At 58.4% G+C, this 18,119-nt stretch carries 19 protein-coding genes and 1 pseudogene; 19 read left to right on the top strand and 1 reads right to left on the bottom strand.

Going from position 1 to position 18,119, the window contains the following annotated elements; all coding sequences use genetic code 11:
- Positions 1–9: 9 nt before the first annotated feature.
- Positions 10–1,536: an ABC-F family ATP-binding cassette domain-containing protein gene (locus ASC90_RS19215; protein ID WP_056543755.1), complete on the bottom strand. Its 1,527-nt coding sequence runs from the start codon at positions 1,534–1,536 to the stop codon at positions 10–12.
- Positions 1,537–1,879: 343 nt separating this feature from the next.
- Between ASC90_RS19215 and ASC90_RS19210 the strand changes: the two genes are divergently transcribed.
- The 19 genes and pseudogenes from ASC90_RS19210 (at position 1,880) to ASC90_RS19135 (ending at position 17,116) form a co-directional block, all read left to right on the top strand.
- Positions 1,880–3,196, top strand: a complete 1,317-nt coding sequence (locus ASC90_RS19210) for a site-specific integrase (protein ID WP_056543752.1) — start codon at positions 1,880–1,882, stop codon at positions 3,194–3,196.
- Positions 3,197–3,347: 151 nt separating this feature from the next.
- Entirely contained in the window at positions 3,348–4,271 is a 924-nt protein-coding gene (locus ASC90_RS19205) for a hypothetical protein (protein ID WP_056543747.1), read from the top strand.
- 119 nt (positions 4,272–4,390) lie between these two features.
- On the top strand, positions 4,391–4,621 hold the full coding sequence (locus ASC90_RS19200) for a helix-turn-helix domain-containing protein (protein WP_056543743.1): 231 nt from the start codon (positions 4,391–4,393) through the stop codon (positions 4,619–4,621).
- A 123-nt stretch (positions 4,622–4,744) separates the two neighbouring features.
- Entirely contained in the window at positions 4,745–5,077 is a 333-nt protein-coding gene (locus tag ASC90_RS19195; RefSeq protein WP_056543741.1) for a hypothetical protein, read from the top strand.
- A complete protein-coding gene (locus tag ASC90_RS19190) occupies positions 5,070–5,249 on the top strand; it encodes a hypothetical protein (RefSeq protein WP_056543738.1) in 180 nt (59 codons plus the stop codon). Before ASC90_RS19195 ends, ASC90_RS19190 begins: the two co-directional genes overlap by 8 nt.
- Positions 5,246–6,127: a bifunctional DNA primase/polymerase gene (locus tag ASC90_RS19185; protein ID WP_056543735.1), complete on the top strand. Its 882-nt coding sequence runs from the start codon at positions 5,246–5,248 to the stop codon at positions 6,125–6,127. The genes ASC90_RS19190 and ASC90_RS19185 overlap by 4 nt, the downstream gene beginning before the upstream one ends.
- Positions 6,120–7,328 carry an AAA family ATPase gene (locus ASC90_RS19180; RefSeq protein ID WP_056543732.1) on the top strand — a complete coding sequence of 403 codons (1,209 nt, stop codon included), beginning with the start codon at positions 6,120–6,122 and terminating at the stop codon, positions 7,326–7,328. Before ASC90_RS19185 ends, ASC90_RS19180 begins: the two co-directional genes overlap by 8 nt.
- Before the next feature lie 188 nt (positions 7,329–7,516).
- Complete coding sequence (locus ASC90_RS19175) at positions 7,517–7,861, top strand: hypothetical protein (RefSeq protein ID WP_056543728.1); 345 nt, start codon at positions 7,517–7,519, stop codon at positions 7,859–7,861.
- On the top strand, positions 7,858–8,493 hold the full coding sequence (locus ASC90_RS19170) for a terminase small subunit (RefSeq protein ID WP_244480424.1): 636 nt from the start codon (positions 7,858–7,860) through the stop codon (positions 8,491–8,493). Before ASC90_RS19175 ends, ASC90_RS19170 begins: the two co-directional genes overlap by 4 nt.
- On the top strand, positions 8,486–8,638 hold the full coding sequence (locus ASC90_RS28970; RefSeq protein ID WP_156393061.1) for a hypothetical protein: 153 nt from the start codon (positions 8,486–8,488) through the stop codon (positions 8,636–8,638). Before ASC90_RS19170 ends, ASC90_RS28970 begins: the two co-directional genes overlap by 8 nt.
- Before the next feature lie 110 nt (positions 8,639–8,748).
- A complete protein-coding gene (locus tag ASC90_RS19165; RefSeq protein WP_056543725.1) occupies positions 8,749–9,402 on the top strand; it encodes a hypothetical protein in 654 nt (217 codons plus the stop codon).
- 57 nt (positions 9,403–9,459) lie between these two features.
- Positions 9,460–9,666 (top strand): annotated as a pseudogene (locus tag ASC90_RS30080) (sulfite exporter TauE/SafE family protein); the annotation flags it as partial.
- Positions 9,667–9,805: 139 nt separating this feature from the next.
- The gene (locus tag ASC90_RS19160; protein WP_056543722.1) at positions 9,806–10,519 is read left to right on the top strand and encodes a recombinase family protein; all 714 of its coding nucleotides are present in this window, start codon (positions 9,806–9,808) and stop codon (positions 10,517–10,519) included.
- Positions 10,520–10,668: 149 nt separating this feature from the next.
- Positions 10,669–10,797 carry a hypothetical protein gene (locus ASC90_RS30295; RefSeq protein ID WP_280138333.1) on the top strand — a complete coding sequence of 43 codons (129 nt, stop codon included), beginning with the start codon at positions 10,669–10,671 and terminating at the stop codon, positions 10,795–10,797.
- A gap of 74 nt (positions 10,798–10,871) precedes the next feature.
- On the top strand, positions 10,872–11,126 hold the full coding sequence (locus tag ASC90_RS19155; RefSeq protein ID WP_056543720.1) for a helix-turn-helix transcriptional regulator: 255 nt from the start codon (positions 10,872–10,874) through the stop codon (positions 11,124–11,126).
- Positions 11,127–11,240: 114 nt separating this feature from the next.
- On the top strand, positions 11,241–12,221 hold the full coding sequence (locus ASC90_RS19150) for an HNH endonuclease signature motif containing protein (protein ID WP_056543717.1): 981 nt from the start codon (positions 11,241–11,243) through the stop codon (positions 12,219–12,221).
- Positions 12,222–12,484: 263 nt separating this feature from the next.
- Positions 12,485–14,518 carry an SIR2 family protein gene (locus tag ASC90_RS19145; RefSeq protein WP_056543714.1) on the top strand — a complete coding sequence of 678 codons (2,034 nt, stop codon included), beginning with the start codon at positions 12,485–12,487 and terminating at the stop codon, positions 14,516–14,518.
- A 40-nt stretch (positions 14,519–14,558) separates the two neighbouring features.
- On the top strand, positions 14,559–16,298 hold the full coding sequence (locus tag ASC90_RS19140; RefSeq protein ID WP_156393059.1) for a hypothetical protein: 1,740 nt from the start codon (positions 14,559–14,561) through the stop codon (positions 16,296–16,298).
- Between the two features lie 32 nt (positions 16,299–16,330).
- Complete coding sequence (locus ASC90_RS19135) at positions 16,331–17,116, top strand: HNH endonuclease signature motif containing protein (protein ID WP_156393057.1); 786 nt, start codon at positions 16,331–16,333, stop codon at positions 17,114–17,116.
- The last annotated feature ends 1,003 nt before the right edge of the window (positions 17,117–18,119 follow it).

Genomic DNA, 18,119 nt, shown 5'->3' with positions numbered 1-18,119 from the left:
ATGTATTCCTCAGTCCATCCGTGCGGCCGAGGCGAAGAAGTCCTCCGGGCTCTCCACTTCCACAAGTCTCCGTTTCTCGATCAACCAGAAACGGTTGCCGACGGTGCGAATGAACCGGCGGTCGTGCGACACCAGCAGGCAGCTTGCCTGATGCGCCATCAGTTCGGCCTCGAGCGCTTCCTGGCCGTCGATGTCCAGATGGTTGGTGGGCTCATCGAGCAGGTAGAAGTTCGGATTGGTCAGCCGCAACGCGAGCATGCCAAGCCGCGCCTTCTGTCCGCCTGAGAGACGGCCGATCGGCTTTTCCTGCATGTCGATCGTCATGCCGGCACCAGCGAGAAGCGCGCGAGCACGCTGATCGCCGACGTCGAAGCGCCGGATGATCATGCGCATCGGCGTCTCGCTGTCCGAGAGATCGGCGAGTACCTGGTCGCCATAGCCGAGCACCAGCGATGGCGTGGCTTTGATACCGTCTCCTGCTGTTTCGCGGTTCTCGATCGCCTTGCGTAGCATCGACACCAGCCGCGTCTTGCCCGCCCCGTTGGGACCAAGCAGGACGATACGGTCGCCCTGGCAGATGAACTGTTTTCCGGTTCGGAACAGCAGGGTGCCGTCGGGTGTCGTAACCGCCGCATCGTCAAGCGTCGCCAGCACCTTGGCGTGCGTGCCGCGATTGGTCAGCTGGATTGCGCCGGCCGAGCGCTCGAGATGCGCCGGTTTTGCAGCGTCCTCCAGCTTGTCCGCCCGCTGCTTCAATTGCTTCGTCTTCACCACCAGCAGGTCACTGCCGGAATTGATACCGATGTTGTTGAGCTTGGCCGCCTGCTGGCGAAGCTGCTGTGCCGTCTTCATGTCGCGCTGATAGCGCCGCTCGTCGGAGGCATCCGCGTCATCGAGTGAGATACGCGCTCGCGTATAGGGCAGGGCGAAGACCGGTGATTGTTCCGGGCGGAGGAAAAGCGTGCGGTTCGTGGTTGCGTCCAGGAATGCACGGTCGTGGCTGGAAATGATCACAGGCATGTCGCGCGGCAGGGCGCTCAGCCATTCCTCGAGCCGCGCGATCTTGCCGAGATCGAGGTGGTTGGTCGGCTCGTCCAGCAGCAGCACGTCTGGTTCCGTCACCCACGTGCGAGCCAGCATCGCCAGGCGCTGCCAGCCGCCGCTGAGTTGCCCGACGGGCCTTTCGCGCAAGGTGTCCGGCACCTCCAGCGATTCCAATACGACGTCGACGCGCCAGCTTTCATTCATTTGCTGTTCTGCGGGCAATGCCTGCAGCACGGCCAGCTGGAATGGCGCAGCGAGCAAGGTCGCCGGAATGTCCTGTTCGACGTAGCCGACGGTCAGGCCGCGCGAGCGCGTTACGTCACCATGCGTTGCTTCCAGCGTGCCGGCAATACAGCGCAGCAACGTGGACTTGCCACGACCGTTGGCAGCGACCAGGCCGATGCGGTCGCCGGCATTGACCGCGATATCGAGTTTTGAAAAGAGCGGGGCGCTCAGCGTGACGCCGAGGTTGCGAATATTGATAAGGGTCATGATGTTGCTCTGGTCTTTCCGAGCAGTCACGGCAGCGAGGGCCTACGGCCTTCATCGCGTGCGTGTGCTGGAGCTCGGTGGTTGATAAAACGCAGGTGAGCCAAAAAGCTCGAACTGCATCGCCACGCGGGGCAGACCAGGAAGAGATTTGTGAGAAACGATCTCTGGTCAGCCCTGCAAACGCATTTGCAGGGCGTATACCCTGCTCGCTGACGTTCGCGGTCGTGCAATTAATGGGTTGTTTTATCATATTTTTCATCCGTAGTCGTTCATGCTTGTTACTGGTGTTCATCGGTATATATTGGGCACTATTGGGCACTGTACTGGATACCGGATATCGAACATGGCATCGAAAATCGACACCCCCGCAAAGCGAAACAAGCTTCCAATCGCGAAAAAGCCAGCTTGGGAGCGTTTGGCACCGGGCGTCTTTCTCGGCTATCGAAAATCGCTAGAGGCAAGAAAATGGTTGGTCCGCTATCAAGATCCCGACGCGCCTAAAGGTGCGAGCAATCCCTACAGGATGCAAGTCTTTGCGAACGCGGACGATGCGCACGTCTCTGATGAAGCGTTGAGCTTCAAGCGCGCTTCCGCCGAGGCGCTGAAACTCGCTGAGGCCGCCAGTGTCCCCAGTGCCAAGGGGGCCCTTCCTATAACGGTGCGCCGCTCAGTGGAGGAGTACATTGCCGTTCGGAATGCTCGCGATCAGAGGGTCAAGGGTCGTGATGATATTCGCTCCGATGCAGACACTCGCCTATCGCGGCATGTCCTGTCCGATGTGAACCTGTGCGACACACTGCTCAAGGACACGACGCGGGAACGCCTGCTTGAATGGCTCGACAACGTGCCGCTTAAGGCCGCAACGAAAAAGCGGCTTGCCGGGGACTTGAAAGCGGCACTGCGGCTCACCGGGGACAAGCATGCGAAATCTCTCGCCGCCACATGGATGGCTGAGATTTCAGGCGCGCTGACTGTCCAAAATGATGAACCGAACAGCCGTGACATCCAAGTCCTTGCCGACCACCAAATCAAAGCCGCACTGCGCGCCGCCAAGGAAATCGACGGAGAAGGGGGTTGGGATGGCGATCTGCACCGCCTTATGGTCGCGCTTGCCGCCACAGGCGCAAGATTTTCACAGGTAGCAAGGATTGACCGGAAAGACGCGTTCAAGCAACGCCGCGTGAACCGGAGGACCGGTGTTGACGCGACTGATTGTGTCATCATGGTGCCTGCGTCTCGAAAAGGGAAAAGCGGGAAAGTCGAGCCGTCCACGAAACGGATCGTCATGGCAAGCGATTTTGAAATCCTCATCTCGGGGCCGTACACTGGACCGGACAGACCATTACTGGAGCGATGGAAAAACGAGGAACTCTCGCCAACCGTTTGGACACGTGGCGGCCGTGCTACATGGTATCACGCTTCCGAAATCGCCCGCCCTTGGCGTCAAATTGTGGAACGGGCGAGGCTTCCGAGACACGTCGTGCCATATGCCTTCCGCCACTCCTCTATCGTTCGGCAACTTCAAGCGGGCTTGCCGGTGACGCTCGTTGCGGCGCTCCACGACACGTCGCCTCTAATGATCCAAAAGCACTACGGTGCCTTTATCGTTGACGCCAGTGACGACATAATCGCCGCCTCGACAGTGAGCGTTGCCGAATAATAGCCACATCGCATCGCTGCATAAGCGATGGATGGACACCCATTTCTCGGCGTGAGACTGTTTCCCATGCAGGGATAGGAGGCATCCGACAAGCTGGCTTTGCACCGCCAGCTTCCCTGCGCCCTCACGGTGCAGCGCGAGGTGCAACGCGATGACTGATGCTGATGACGATTGCCCGCCGGATATCGCGGCAGCCTGGGCAGCCTTGGACGAGCTGTTCGATGATGTTTCCTGCGGACGTATGACGCCGGAAGAAGCGGAGGCAGAGGCGACTAGACAGGGGCTCAGGCCATTAAAAATTGACCCCGATCCGGCGCTTTTTAAACCGATGGCGACACCAACGTGGACGCTCGCCATGACCGTCGCATGGATTGTCTGGCGAACGGAGGAAGCGGTTCGCGATAACTGGGACGACTATCGGTGTAAGTGTTCCGACTGGATGTATGAACGTCGCCAGTCGCCTACGGAAGGTGGCTCGGCATGGAAAGTGACGGAAGGGTGGAGGTTAAAAAAGCGAAAACGCGCTACCCTCGTTCGGCTCAGTTTCGACGAAGCATACGACGATACGATGGGAGGAGGGGAAAGCCGAAGGTGCGTTTCGGTGGACGCGGCACGGAAAGAGCTGTGGATGCGGCTGACCGAAGGCCAATTGACGGCGACAGCTCTTAACACGGTATCGACAAAGCCGATCCAAATTCCTGCTCACGAATGGCCGTATCTGATGGCTAAGGCCGATGACGGCTTCGCGGACGAATTGCGCTATAGGCAAACGCCGCCGAAGGTGGAGTATCGCGAGGTGAATTTCAGTCGAGCGGACGCTATCCGACTGTGGCCGCCTTCGGCCAAGGGAAGGCAAACCATTGGAGGTGAGCGGGCGTGCCAGAGGTGGCTGGAGAGCGAAATGCGTGCGTTACCGCATCGCCGTCCAAAAACCAAAACCCAATTCAGGGTCGAGGGGACGGAGAAATTCACCATCTCAGATTTTGCCTTCGACCGGGTTTGGCGCGATGCGGTTACCGAAACAGGCGCAACGGCATGGATCAAAGCCGGAGCGCCGAAGAAATCATCGAATTAAAATCATCGGGCCAAATAATCGTGGACCCTATTTTTCTTTTTTTGCATGTGAACATTGGGCGATGTTCACGTATCCAAGCGTGTCCGCGCACTGGCCGTGTAGCCAGCGGATCACCCACCATGCACAAAATCACAGTCACATTGCCGGAGGCTGTCGAGCTTTCGGGCATCGGAAGGACGAGCTTCTATAAGTTGTTCAATGACGGCAAGCTGACGCCACGAAAATCGGGCAGGCGGACGCTTATTCTGGTTACTGAACTTGAGACCTATCTGAAAAACCTTCCGGGGCCGCCGGTTTCAAATCGTGCTCAAGAAACGAACCTTGAGGAGCCAACCGGCAGCCGCTGGTAAACGAAAACCCGCCGCGCAGGAGCACGACGGGCTTCGTTGTTTGTTCGACTTTGGGCAGCTCGGACAATAGCGGTTCCCGCCTCCCGGTGCAAACGCGCGGCATCATCCCCAGAAGGTGATGCAATGTCTTCAGAACTCGAAAACCCGGCCACCCCGAACATCGTCACCTGCACCGCCTTCCGTGCGGTGCAGGTAGGCAGCACGCTCATCGGCTATGCCGACCTGCATCTGGCGAGCCCCTACCGTCTGAAGTTCTTCGGCTGCCCGGTTTTCCGGAGCGATGACCGGCTGTCGGTCGGCCTGCCGACGAAGCCGCATCGCGCCGAGGCGGGCAAACAGAAATACGCGCCCGTCGTTGCCTTTGACGATCATCGCCTCCTCGAGCGGTTCAGTTCAGCCGCAGCCGAGGCGGTTCTCGACATCGCGCCGGACCTTAAGGGGACGGCTCATGGCTAGCCGTTCCGCACAAGACGAACTCGCGACCATCAAAGCCCTGCTTAATCTGCGTGAGCACGATGTCGATCGGCTTCACGCCGAGCATGCCGCCTTCCTGCTCCTGCTTACCTTTTTGCTTGCCGCTGGCCGCATCGAGGTGGCGCGTGACGCAATCGGAAAGCGCCTCACATGAGAAGGCCGCTCGTCCATGATCTGCCGCCTCCGGCTGCGGCGCTCTGGCACGCCGAACGAGGCCTGCCGGTGTTTCCCTTGAACCCGGACAAAATCCCGCTGACGCGGCACGGCTACAAGGAGGCCAGCCACGATCTCGATCAGGTCGAGCGCTGGTGGAGGCGCTGGCCGCTCGCGATGATCGGCTGCCCCACGGGCGAGCAATCCGGCCTCCTGGCCATCGACATCGACATGAAGCCCGATGGGCCCGATGGCGAGCGCGAGCTGAACTCGCTGCTGATCCGTTTCGGTGTTGGCGAGCCGGTGACGCGGATGACGCTGACGCCTTCGGGAGGGCGGCACCTGCTGTTCCAGTTTCCGGCCGAGGGCGAGGAACTCCGCAACTCCGCCGGAAGGCTTGCGCCTGGCATCGACGTGCGCGCTCAGGGCGGCAGCATCATCCTGCCGGGGTCTCGCAATAGCCGGGGCATCTACGAGCTGCTGCACAATGACACCGAGCCAGCGCCGCTGCCGGAGTGGCTGGCCACGGTCCTCAGGCTGCTGAAGGATATCCCACCGCCCCGCAAGCCGCCTGAGCGCCCCGCTGGCGCCAACGGTGACGCTGGCCGGGCTTGGGGGCTTGCCGCCCTCGATGCCGAGTGCAAGGCGATCGCAGGGGCCGCGAAGGGCACCCGCAACGAGGCATTGAACCGGGCGAGCTTTGCCATCGGCCAGATCGTCGGCGCTGGCCTGCTGCCGGAAACCGAGGCCAACCAGCATCTCTGGCACGCAGCACTTGCTTGCGGGCTCTCCAATTTCGAGGCGGGCGGCACGATCCGGTCAGGCATGAAGGCAGGTATGGCGAGCCCGCGATATCCGGCGGAGGCGTCAGATGGCTGATGCCGATGGATGGATCGATAACGGGCCACTGCCGGGTGAGGATGATTTCATCCCTCGTGGCCGCCATAACGACGCGCCTCGTGGCCGCCCTGGCGACACGCAACAGGCTGACGATGAAAAGCCGCTGGTCCCGCTCGAAACCGTCAAGCTTTCCTCTTTTGCCGGTAAGGCGGTGCCGGGGCGTAAATTTCTCGATCACCGAAAGCTCATCCCGATGCGACAGGTCGCCTCGCTGACGGGCGATGGAGCGACCGGCAAATCGCTGCTGGCCCTGCAGCTCGCAATCGCTGTGGCGACCGGCGGCAAGTGGCTCGGCAAGGATGTCGGGAAGGGGCCGGTGCTGTTCATTTCCGCCGAGGACGATTTGCATGAGATGCATGCGCGGGCTGCGGAGATAGCCGCTGCCGAACTGCTCGATCTCGAGGCGCTGGGCGATGCGGAGGTTATCTGCCTCGCCGGGGAGGACGCCGAACTCGCTGCCGAGACCAAGCGCGGCAAGATCGAGCCGACCGAGATGTACAGGCGTCTGCGGCTAACTCTGGAGCGGCAGAAGCCGGTGTTGCTGATCGTCGACAATCTGGCCGACGTTTTCGGAGGCAACGAAGTCATCCGCAATCAGGCCCGGCAGTTCATCCGCCTGCTGCGCGGCCTCGCCATCGAGTTCAATTGCGCGGTGCTGCTGCTCAGTCACCCAAGCTTGGCGGGTCTGAACTCCGGATCGGGGACCAGCGGCTCGACCGGCTGGTCGAACAGCGTTCGCTCGCGCCTGTACCTGCGGCGGGACGTGGACGGCAACCGCAAGGAGGAGGACGAGAGGGTCCGCCTGCTGCAACCGATGAAGCTGAACTACGGGGAGCTCGGAGAGCCCATTGGGCTGCGCTGGGATTGTGGCGTGTTTGTCTGTACCGACAAGCCTGATCGCCGTGATGAGGGCATCGGCAAGGCCGGTAAGGCGGAGCGCGTGTTCTTGAAGCTGCTGGCTGTTTTCACGCGGCGGGGACAGCGCGTTTCGAACAACGTCAAGAGCGTCTACGCGCCGGAGCACTTTTTTCGCCAACGCGAAGGTCGCGAAGGTATTTCAAAGCGGGAATTCGAGACAGCGATGAACCGGCTGCTGGATAGCACGAGGATTGAAATCGAGGTGCTTCACCCGGGAACGGTTCGCGAAAAGCGATGGCTGAAGGCTACAGGCGGGGGTTGAAGAATGCCTACCACAGGTAAGCGGAGCACACACAAATTTGCGATGCGAGGCACACCATCGCAAGTCCTTGGAAACGCTTGCTTATCGCGGTGCGCGTCGCACACACCCTATTACTACGTAATAGAGGGGGGCCCGTGGGGGCACCCTCCTGATCCGTAGTGCGCAGATCCCAAAGGGAGGAGGAAGCAATGGCAGAGGTTATTGATTTCGATGCCGCAAGAGCGGCGCGTTTGGGGCGCCTCGTTCCCCGCACGAAGGAAGACAAGCGCGCAAGATTTAAGCGCGTCGCGGGACGCCGGATTGCCGCCATCGTCCGGCACATCGACATACTGGGGAATATGGGCACCAACCGGGCGTACTACAAATTCGACAACGATGACGTCGATAAGATCGCAAAATGGCTGCATGGCGAAATTGATGATCTGCACTCCAAGCTCAGCGAGTTTGAATTCCCGCAGGCGCCGACACGAAGAAATGACGGCCGCCCCGAGACCAAAGGTTCGGCAGACAGCGAGAAGGAGCCGGGCTCATGAAGTTTGGCGAGCTCGTCCAGATCGCGTATTCTCCCGCCATGCCACCGCTTTCGAACCAACGCCATGAAGGATTTTGCCGGGCCGTCTCTCGGGGAGAAGCTGCGTCAACGGCATACGGTGCGGTCTACCACGTCGCCAGTCACGTCGCTGAGGTAAACGGCTCCCGGTTGCTGAGAAATGCTAAGGTGATCGACCGGGTGGCGGAACTGAAGGGGCAGGCGGCAAAGAGGACCGAGAAAACCGTCGCTTCGCTGGTCGCCGACCTCGATGAGGTCATTGAATTTGCTAGACAATGCAGGAACCCGGCAGCGATGGTCGCTGCGGTCACGGCGCAGGCGAGGCTGCTCGGCCTAATGGCTCCGTCCCAGCTGGAGATCTTGCATCGCCCCGCACCATTGCCGACCTCGATCCTCGAGTTGACCGAGGAGGAGTGGACCGCGCAGTTTTCGACGGGACCGGGACCGAGGCCTGCCCTGACCGAGGGGGCCAAGGCGCGGAAAGCTGAGAAGCGAAAAATGAACGGTCGTCCGCGTGATGGCAATCGGGATGTCGTCGTGGCACCTGCGATCGCATGGGATGCACCGGCGAAGGAGATCGATGTGCCACACAGGGGAGTGATTGACCTTGACTGATACGAAAGCAGTCACGCGCGAAGGTGTTGCTGCCGATCTCCGGAGGCTCGCCGATCTGGCGGAGGAAAGTGGTGACAGGGTGGTCGCGGTGCGGGCATTGAAGCTGGCATCGCGCATCGAACTGAACAAGCCAACCTTGCACTGACCGAAGAGATTTGGACGGCGCGGTTCGGCGTCGGACGCGGACCGAGGTCGCTCTGGCTCAACGTAAAATAGGCAACTAAAAGGGTTGAGATTTTCAACTGAGCTTAGACGATGACGGACGACACATTCAACGAGATGAAGTTGGGCGACCTCACAGTAGGTGGCGAGCCGCCTGTGAAGTTGCGTAAGGCGCTCGCCGTGATCGGAACGCACTTGCATCCGACCTTCGACCGGGTCTTCGGACGCGGGGTCTCGCTCGGTAGCTGCGTCCTCGTCTCGGTGGTGCTGCGCGATTATTTCTATCGGTTGGGCTTCACCGACGCCGAAGTCCGCTCGGTGTTCTTCTACATCAACCGGCGGCGGGGCAAGGAGACAGTGCACTCGCTCGGTATCGGCAAGCCCGGACAGAAAGACGTGCCGGGCCACTGGGGCGGCCACTTGATCTTAGCGCTGCCGAAGGAGGGCTGGATAGTCGATGCGACGCTTTACCAAGCCCAACGTGCCCAATGGGAAAACCGCTTGCCGGGCATGATAGCGATGCCCATGCTCGGCACGGAGATGCCCGATGGGACGAGGACTGTGGCTGGGTTCGGTGTCATCCTTCACCACGAAGAAGAGGATGTCATCCACGCGCGCTGGCTCGACAACGCCGGAAACAACCGCTGGCGCACCGCGTTGGAGGCGAAGCGCGGCGGCAAGCATGAACGTTCCCGCCGCTTAGTGTCCGATGCGCTCATTGAGCATTTCAGGAAGTGGACGGACTAGGGCGGGGCTTAACGTTGTCGCGGCGGAAATCAGCTGGTTAAGCGTCAGCTTGATGGCCCACTAACAATGCTTGTTAGGCTCATGCGCTACGGCAGGGACCAAAGTTTTTCCGTTCTTGGACGCAATCGGCTATTCTGCTTGTCGGGGTCGCTTGTCGCACCTTCGTCGGCGGGAAACTGCTTGGCATCGTGCCAAGGCATCTGTTGCCAGCCCTCGCTTTGGGTCTTGCTGATTTCTGCGGCTAAGGTCTGGCGACACCGTTAATTCAATTGTGCCCGACATCTTAGCTTGAGCCGTCCAAACCAAAAGTTGACCAGCCGTAGCGGGCGCGAGTGGCGATTTCTCTAGCAGCATTACGCGAGTTAGTGTATCATTTGCTCAAGGAAAAGATACACAAAACAGGATGGGTGCTTTGAACAGCAAGGGGAAGGTCAAGGCTGTGGCCTATCTTCGAACGTCCAGTTCTGCCAATGTTGGAGCGGACAAGGACAGCGAGCGGCGGCAGCGAGATGCCATCGAATGCTTTGCCAAGGCGGCTGGGTTTGAGATCGTCGACAGCTACTACGACGCGGCGGTCAGCGGGGCTGACGCGGTCACTGAACGCCCCGGCTTCTCGTCGATGCTCGAGCGCCTGCTGTCGAATGGCGTGCGCACCATCCTCGTCGAGACCGCCAGCCGCTTTGCCCGTGACCTCATCGTGCAGGAGACCGGCCACGAGATGCTGAAGGCGCGGGGCATCGACCTGATCGCCATCGACAGCCCCGACAGCTTCGTTGCTGACACGCCGACCGCGCGGCTAATCCGGCAGGTTCTCGGTGCGGTCTCCGAATTCGAGAAGGCGATGCTGGTCGAGAAGTTGAGAGGGGCACGTGAGCGCAAACGCCGCGAGACCGGAAAGAAGGTCGGGGGCCGGAAGAACTACACCGAGATTGAAGGCGGCGCGGAGATGGTCGCGCTGGCCAAGAAGCTGGACCGCTATCCGGTCAACGGCAAGCGACGCTCGCTCAACGATGTTGCTGTTGCATTGGAGGAAGCCGGGTATCTGTCGGGCGCGGGGACGCGGTTTACCAGAGCGGCCGTCGCCCGGATGCTGGAACGGAAGCCAGAAACGAAGTAGGCCGGGGCTCCCGCTGCCCGGGTCTTCGGCAGGCGGGGGTGGGGGTAGCAAAAGGGGCCCCCGGTTCGCACAAAATTGCCCGAAAGCGGCGCTCCCAATCGTCCTGCCCTTCGTGCCCTTGTGCTTTCCTAAACGCCGCGAGGAGGCATGTGCCGGAGCCGCGCGTCCAAGGCGGCCCGGTCGTCGGGGACAAGGATGAGTTGGACTTGGCATTCAACCACCTGCCGCGCCGCGCCCCGAAGACCAAGGCGCAATCGCTCTGGGAAAGTTTCGACTAGCGAACATACGCAGCTTGCGTATACGCGTGCAGCGTATTATAGATGTGGCGTGAACAGTTCTGAAAGGGAATGCCATGTCCGTTAAGACACCAGAATTCGACAAACTACATGCGCAATGCGGCAATCCGCAATTTGTCACCGACACCCTGCGCCACTTCCGTAAGCAGCTTGGCATCAACGTCGCAGAAGCCGGTTACCTCTTGGGTGTTCCGGCGCGCACGCTTGAAGGCATCGAGCAAGGCCGGGAGTTCCGCTATCCGGCGCTGCTGGTCAAGCTGATCATCAATCTTGAGGGCATGATGGAGGAGGCGCGCGATGGCGAAGCTTGAGGAATACGACAACGAACGTGGCGCATAAAGAACGGTGATACGCCTTGCTGTCGTCGATAGCACCTTTACTAAATGAGAAACCGCCAACGTTCATTGCAAGCTGAAAGACACGTTATGTCGAACAAAGCTGATCTTCAAAACTTCGAAAGGGAAGTCACTTGCGCTTATCGTGGGGAAGAGTACTCCGTCCGAGATAACGGCGCTGTTCTCCGGCGGGGGGTGGCGGGCAAGCGACGGCGGCCCCTCGATGAAATCTGGACCTTCGGCACGCAGGGCGCGAGCGATGGCTATTTGAGCGTTTCCGAGCATAAAGTCCACCGGATCGTTGCAACCGCCTTCCATGGCGATCAGCCGAGCGCAAGCCACGTGGTTGACCACATCGACACCAACCGTTGCAACAACCGGCCGAATAACCTCCGCTGGGTCACTCGGCTTGAAAACATCCTACTCAATCCGATCACCGCGAAGCGGGTAGTATTTCTTTACGGCAGTATCGAAGAGTTCCTTGCCGATCCGGATAACCCGAAGAATGGTGCGCTGACCCCGGACTTCGAATGGATGCGGACCGTAACGCCTGCCGAAGCTGATTACAGCCGCGAACGAATGCTCGTCTGGGCGCGGTCCGATCGTGCTTCAAGCGGAGGTTCTCTCGGCGAATGGATATTCGGGCGCTCTGCTGCCCCAGTGGAACCACCGCCTCCAGAAATCGTCGTCTCACAAACGCCGGGCGCCGTCCAGCGGAAGTGGAAAGTCCCCGCAGAATTTCCCCTGTGCCCCAAAACGACCGAAGAGAAACCGCTGGCAAGCTACTACGACCGTTTGGAAGAAGGGGCGATAGCAGTCGTTTCACCCTTTGGTGTTACCAAGGTGGGCAAAGCTGCCATGTCCGAAGACGGCGCCGCTCTGTTCATACTCGGTGAACACGGCGAGGAGGCAATCAAACCGTGGTCGCTTGCGCAAGTGACGTTCGAGAACGACATGTTCGTGCACGAGAGCCGTGGCACGTTTTTCACACGGGAGGGGGCGGAGAAAGAGTTCGCCATAGCGCAAGGCTTGCCGTGGGAAGGCGGCGACACGATCGACGATTACTGTTGACGCCTGCTCGATCTGTGCGGCTGACAGAGTGCTGGCAGAGTGGAAGACCCTGGCGTTCCTCCATGGTTCAAAGGTATGCAAGTGCGGGTATAGACATGGTTAACAAGTCGGCATCGCTCTTCGACCCGGCTGGACCTCCCACACGCAACCAATATTTTAGTAGATAGGAAACGCATAATTAGTGGTTGATCGAGAAGAGGCTTGTGTTTGTCGGGGAAGTGCCGCTTATTGCCGGATATTCCACTATTTTTAAGATGTTGTAGATGCCGACCTTTGTTTCCAAGGGCCCCTTCGTACCTGACCGACTAGTGCAGCAACTGGAAGATGACAGGGTAGTAATCTTCTGCGGAGCTGGCATTTCAATGGGTGCCGGGCTTCCCAGTTATGCAGGGCTTGTAGCGTATTGCTATGACGAACTCGGACTAGCCTTGCCACCCAACAAGAGCGCTGAATGGGCTTGGCCCGACCGCATGCTCGGTGTCATCGAAAGCAAGTTTTCCTCTGCTGAAGTTCGCCGCAAGGTGGCCGAACGCCTCGATCGGCAGCCGACAGATTTAGATATGCACCGGGCAATCCTTCGCCTCGCGAGTATGCGACAGGGCAATGGACTGAGACTTGTAACTACGAACTTCGATACTTTCTTCGAGCACGCACAAGCCGGAATGGCACTCGGACGGGACCTCCACTCTGGACCGGTATTGCCTATTCCACGTAACGATCGGATCGCGACCTGGAGGAGCATCGTATATTTGCACGGTAGGCTGGCGCCCGCAAACGAGGGCAACGATCACCTCGTGCTCACGAGCGGCGACTTCGGTCGTGCCTATCTGACAGAGGCGTGGGCAGCGCGTTTTGTCGCCCGCTTGTTCTCAGACTTCACTGTCTTGTTCATTGGGTACAGTCTAAATGATCCCGTTCTGCGCTATATGACCGATGCGTTCGCCGCTGAGGAAACTGCTGTGCGTGGTCGGCCGCCCCGTGAGCCAGCTTACATTTTTCTCCCTTACTCCGGCAGAACTCAACCCGATAGGCAGCCGTGGATTGATCGCAAACTTGAGCCGATCTTCTATAACCAAGGGCGCAAACATGCGCTTCTTAAGAAGACGCTAGTTGCGTGGGCCGAGGCGCGACAAGACTATCTGAAAAATACTCAGTTGATGATCCAACGCATCGCACCGGGGCTCCCGGCCACTCAACATCCCAGCGACGTTGAGAATTTATTGTGGGCAGTGGTGCGGAGGCCAGATGACAACGGTCATGGCGCCCGTATTTTTGCATCACTCAATCCCTCACCGCCAATCGAATGGCTCAAGGTATTGGAGCAGCGTGAGAACGTCATCGCCGACGATCACCTCAAGTCGCTCGCCGCTGCGCGAAGCGAAGGTCGCGACGATCCTCCTTCTCCGACACTGCACCTTAGAGAATTGTTTCCGTTCGTTCGAGGCGAACCTAAGCAACTGAGTTCGACAGCTGAAGGGCTGATTGCATGGCTTGCATCCCATCTCGGATCAATTGAGCTTGTAGATTGGGTGATCGAAAAGCTTCGCAGTGGTAAGCGACCCCATCCCGAACTGCGGATCTATCTCCGTGCCCGGTTGGCTGGATTGGATAGTTTGGCGGCGGGATATGCATTGTTTTGGAAAATTGTATCGGCAGAAGGCGACTGGGCATTCAAAAGACCATCGGACCAACCGCTATGGGACCCCTACACGCAGTTGAGTACCGATCCCGAGGCGCCGATTGCCGAGCGGGAGTTAGAGGCAGCACTACGCCCCGTGTTGACGCTGGACCGGTCATTCTTGAGATATATGGGGGATGTTGACGCGATTGATCCTAAGCCTGATGGCTCGCGTCTTTCGCATGTTGCAAGCGCCGAAGTGGAATTTCGAGACGAGGATAGGCTGCAAGAAATCCTCGATACAATCGATGCCCTTCCTGACCCGGACGCGTTCTGGGCAGCAAGACTTGACCTGTTGACGAGCCTTCTACGCGGAGTTTTGGAGCTATATGCGGTGGCGGGAGAGGCAGACGCAACATATGATGCAAGCTTTGCAAGCAGACCCTCGATCGAGCCTCATGTCCAAAATTTCAACCATAAGCCGTGGGCAAAATTGTTTGATTTGATCTGGCGCGGATGGCAGCGTCTTGAGGCAACGGATGCCACGCTGAGCCGTGAATTTGTCGCTCGGTGGAGGAGGATCCCATACCTTGGCTTCCAAAGACTAGCCTTGGCTGCCGCCGGACAAAGTGCTCACGTTACAATCGATGAGAAATTGGAGGCGCTCTTAAATGGGTAAGATGCCGCCGCTTTGGCGATCCTCACTGCGGAAGGAGGCAATGGATCTTCTTGCGAAGATCTGGCCTGACCTGGACGATGCGGGGCGCAGCAAACTTTCATTGGAGATCGTCAAAGGTCCGCCCGAAGAATTGATGTCTGGGATTGAAGAGCACGAGCGTGCCAGTTCCCGCGATAGGCGGATATTCGATCGAATAGTTGCAATTCATCGCGTCGAGAACCCGCCGCTTACTGAGATACTCGAAAACGAATTAGCACGACTACGTTCACTTTATCCTAAGTGGCGTGCCGCTGAGGGAGAGCAAGCACATTTTTCTGTTTGGGTGGAAAGTCGCTTTGGGCCGGATACGGAATATGACGTCGATGACCTGGGTGTGCTGGAGCTAGAGGATCTAGTGGACCTTCTGAGTAAGGATGAAAGCTCTGGGGAGGGTCTCGTCGAAACCTGGCGGCAGTTTGCGGCTGCCTATGGCGACCGCGCGGTATCGGCGCTTGAGATGTTATCTCTGCGTCCAAATCGTGGAGGCGCGGAAGTATGGAGAAATGGGCTGTGGGGGCTGCGCGATAGTATAGCGAGCGGTATCGCGGGACGCCTTTTCTCGTTGCTGAGCCGGGTGCCCGATGACCTATTTTCGCAACCCCAGTTCTCGCAGGCCGCTGCTCAAATTGTGCAAGCGGCCAGTAAGACTGAACTTTCCTCTGATTTGATGTCGCCCTTCTGGTCGCTGTTCGACCGTACGCTGGAAGCCGCCGCGACAGACCTATCAAACATCAATGTGGAAGATGCGGATTGGGTTTTCTTCACAATTAACCGATCCATGGGATATCTCGCGCAGGCATTCTTTAACGAACTATTTCGTCGCAATCTGAGGGTGGGCGCGGGTATTCCCAGTGATTTAGCACCGCGACTAGATGCGTTAATCGGGGCCGATCTCATCCCACATCGGCCAGCAAGGGTCATCGCAGCGTCGAGGCTCCCCTACTTGTATGCTGTAGATCCGTCCTGGGTGGAGCGGAACTTGCTACCCGGCCTCGACTGGACCAACGAGGAGGAAGCGGTAGCCCTATGGCAAGGTATTAGTTGGCAGGCGCGGTTTGATCCTCAACTCTGGTCGGCAATCAAAGCGAGCTTCTTTGAGATATTCACTCCGGCGCGCATACAGCGCCTGAGCCGTTATGACCGCAATCTTGCTCAGCTCCTGATGCTTGCAGGGATTGAAGTCGGAGTAGACGAGATGCCTCGTGATCGGGTGCGTGATGCAATTCGAGCTATGACGAAAGAAATGCAGCTGGATGCGGCAGCTTGGATAGCAAGTTACGTTCAGCAGCATGCAGCCGCTGCGACCGATGCCATGGAAGCGAGCGGCGTCGATGAAGTATGGCGAGAGCGCGTGGGGCCATGGCTTAAGCGTGTTTGGCCCTCTGATCCATCCATCCGATCCGCCGGAATTTCGGAGCAATTTGCGTTGGCAGCAATAGCAACGAACACAGCCTTCGAAGAGGCGGTAGCGTTGATTTTGCCGTACTTGGTGCCTGCCGATGGCATGTTGGTCCTTCGCGAACTTTTACGATCGACCCATCCCGAAGTGCGTCCACGGCCCACGTTTTCTCTAATCGAAAAGATGTTTAAGCCTCAAGCTTTCGGTTGGCGTATCAAAGACATGCGTACGTTGATTGATCGTATAGCGGTCAGCGATCCTGCGATTGCTGAAGAGGCAGCGTTCCGACGATGGAATGGACACCTTAAAACTTTGGAGATAGCAATTCCGGCGCACCACTGAGCCGATGGTTGCACACTTATCGAGGGATAGTCTTGGCGATAAAGCCGGAAAATAGTCGTGACTGGACGGATGCGGAGCTTTTTGCTTGCGTGGTTGCTTATCGCGATCTGCAGATGGAGGAACAGGCGGGAGTGAGGGTTAATAAGACTGAAAAAAGGAACTCGGTTCTTAGGGATGCCCTGTCATCGCGGTCAGCAGGTGCATACGAATTTCGCATGGCCAATATCTCCGCTGTATTAGAAGAATTGGGCTTGCAGACGCTGAACGGCTACCTGCCCAGAGGGAATGTCGGCGCAAAGGTAGCTGCCAAAATAATCCCCATGATCAATTTGGTTTGGCAACGCCAAAACTCACCGGAATTGCCAACTGCCGACCGTGAAGACCTTGAGACACGCGTTCTTTCGGCTCGCCAGAAGATCAAGCGTAATCCGGCCACTCCGCCGCCGACTAATCTTTTAAGTGGCACCCGAATTCAAAGCATAACGGCACGGTTCATACGTGATCCAAACGTGATCGCGTGGGTTTTGGTGATGGCCGCCGGTGTTTGCGAGGCATGCGACGAACTGGCGCCATTTGTTCGTGACGATGGCGAGCCTTATCTGGAGGTCCACCACGTTCGCCCTCTCGCGGAAGGGGGGCCAGATAGCGCGGACAATACTATAGCCGTTTGTCCAACATGCCATCGACGCCTTCACTACGGTAGCGATAAAGAGCCCCTTCGTGGGGGCATTTTGAAAAAGATTGCCCGGTTGAAAAATTATCCCAAGGTGGACAATAAGTTCTTGAAAAAAGAGGCTGATGCTCGTTCTTGGGGATGATCGGGGTGTGCTGCTACTGCACCGAGGTTAGTTCCGGGGAAAAATAGAGTGATCCACTCGGCGAGCGATAGATATCCGACCCTACGATTGGGGCCATTTCGCACAAAACTCGCTTGCATCGCTGCGCTTGGCAGATAATCCAACGCGTTCCGTGCCCCCAGCTGTCGCCATGCAGCAAACGTCATGGCTGCAGTAAGGCGATTTTATCTAGCGTTTTCAATTTGGTGCGAGCGACGGGGATCGAAGCCGTATACCTTGCGGTGAGCGATCTTAAAACCTCTGAAGCGTGTTTGCTTGGCAAGGTACCTCGGTAGCCCTGCGCCCGCGATCCCTTTGGAGATCAACGGTGAGGGGAATGGATGAACAGTGGGTACAGCCCAAACGGTTCTCCGCCGGTGGCGACAAGGTGGCGACACCAGAAAAACACTTTCGGGTCTTCCGGCGAGCGAGGTGTCCGATGCGCCGAGGTGTCCGATACCACGGACCTCTCGCATGGCTGGACCCGGAAGAGGCGGCGTGATGCTCCTTGGAAGCGCGAAGCCATCATCCGACCACGAAAGGCTTGGCTTATGTCCGGCTAAAAGCAGTGGATGGGGTTATCCAGAATTAGGAGGGAGTTGCTTCCTGAGTTGGGTAAGTTCTTCTGAAGTCCGTTTGCGCTTGCGTCTCTGGTTGGCTTCCCGCGTGATAACACGAAGGTTCCAAGGGACGTGGAGGCCAGAAGATACACCGGTCACGAGCCGCTCGAGATGATCGACCTCATGCCGTATTCCGGTTGTGGCTGTCAGTCGGAATGCTTCAGCGTAAAGCGCTTCTATTTCTTTGGCATAGACGCCATTGGCGAAATTGACGCCATGAAGCTTGCGCAGTCTTCGCACCGCGTCTCTCGCCAATGCGCATTCCGGTGTAACCGCCCGATTGCTACCGCGTAGATTTGGCTTTGATGCGAGCGACGAGCAGCTCGTTGTCAACAAAGCTGTCTAGGAAGTCGTTCCATTCTTGG

The organism is Rhizobium sp. Root1220, assembly GCF_001426265.1.
Lineage (GTDB): Bacteria > Pseudomonadota > Alphaproteobacteria > Rhizobiales > Rhizobiaceae > Rhizobium.
This window is presented reverse-complemented; position numbering and strand designations above follow the sequence as displayed.

Bases quoted from the DNA above. Each gene is read 5' to 3' on its own strand.
- ASC90_RS19215 (WP_056543755.1), bottom strand. From the start codon at position 1,536: ATGACCCTTATCAATATTCGCAACCTCGGCGTCACGCTGAGCGCCCCG.
- ASC90_RS19210 (WP_056543752.1), top strand. From the start codon at position 1,880: ATGGCATCGAAAATCGACACCCCCGCAAAGCGAAACAAGCTTCCAATC.
- ASC90_RS19205 (WP_056543747.1), top strand. From the start codon at position 3,348: ATGACTGATGCTGATGACGATTGCCCGCCGGATATCGCGGCAGCCTGG.
- ASC90_RS19200 (WP_056543743.1), top strand. From the start codon at position 4,391: ATGCACAAAATCACAGTCACATTGCCGGAGGCTGTCGAGCTTTCGGGC.
- ASC90_RS19195 (WP_056543741.1), top strand. From the start codon at position 4,745: ATGTCTTCAGAACTCGAAAACCCGGCCACCCCGAACATCGTCACCTGC.
- ASC90_RS19190 (WP_056543738.1), top strand. From the start codon at position 5,070: ATGGCTAGCCGTTCCGCACAAGACGAACTCGCGACCATCAAAGCCCTG.
- ASC90_RS19185 (WP_056543735.1), top strand. From the start codon at position 5,246: ATGAGAAGGCCGCTCGTCCATGATCTGCCGCCTCCGGCTGCGGCGCTC.
- ASC90_RS19180 (WP_056543732.1), top strand. From the start codon at position 6,120: ATGGCTGATGCCGATGGATGGATCGATAACGGGCCACTGCCGGGTGAG.
- ASC90_RS19175 (WP_056543728.1), top strand. From the start codon at position 7,517: ATGGCAGAGGTTATTGATTTCGATGCCGCAAGAGCGGCGCGTTTGGGG.
- ASC90_RS19170 (WP_244480424.1), top strand. From the start codon at position 7,858: ATGAAGTTTGGCGAGCTCGTCCAGATCGCGTATTCTCCCGCCATGCCA.
- ASC90_RS19165 (WP_056543725.1), top strand. From the start codon at position 8,749: ATGACGGACGACACATTCAACGAGATGAAGTTGGGCGACCTCACAGTA.
- ASC90_RS19160 (WP_056543722.1), top strand. From the start codon at position 9,806: ATGGGTGCTTTGAACAGCAAGGGGAAGGTCAAGGCTGTGGCCTATCTT.
- ASC90_RS19155 (WP_056543720.1), top strand. From the start codon at position 10,872: ATGTCCGTTAAGACACCAGAATTCGACAAACTACATGCGCAATGCGGC.
- ASC90_RS19150 (WP_056543717.1), top strand. From the start codon at position 11,241: ATGTCGAACAAAGCTGATCTTCAAAACTTCGAAAGGGAAGTCACTTGC.
- ASC90_RS19145 (WP_056543714.1), top strand. From the start codon at position 12,485: ATGCCGACCTTTGTTTCCAAGGGCCCCTTCGTACCTGACCGACTAGTG.
- ASC90_RS19140 (WP_156393059.1), top strand. From the start codon at position 14,559: ATGGATCTTCTTGCGAAGATCTGGCCTGACCTGGACGATGCGGGGCGC.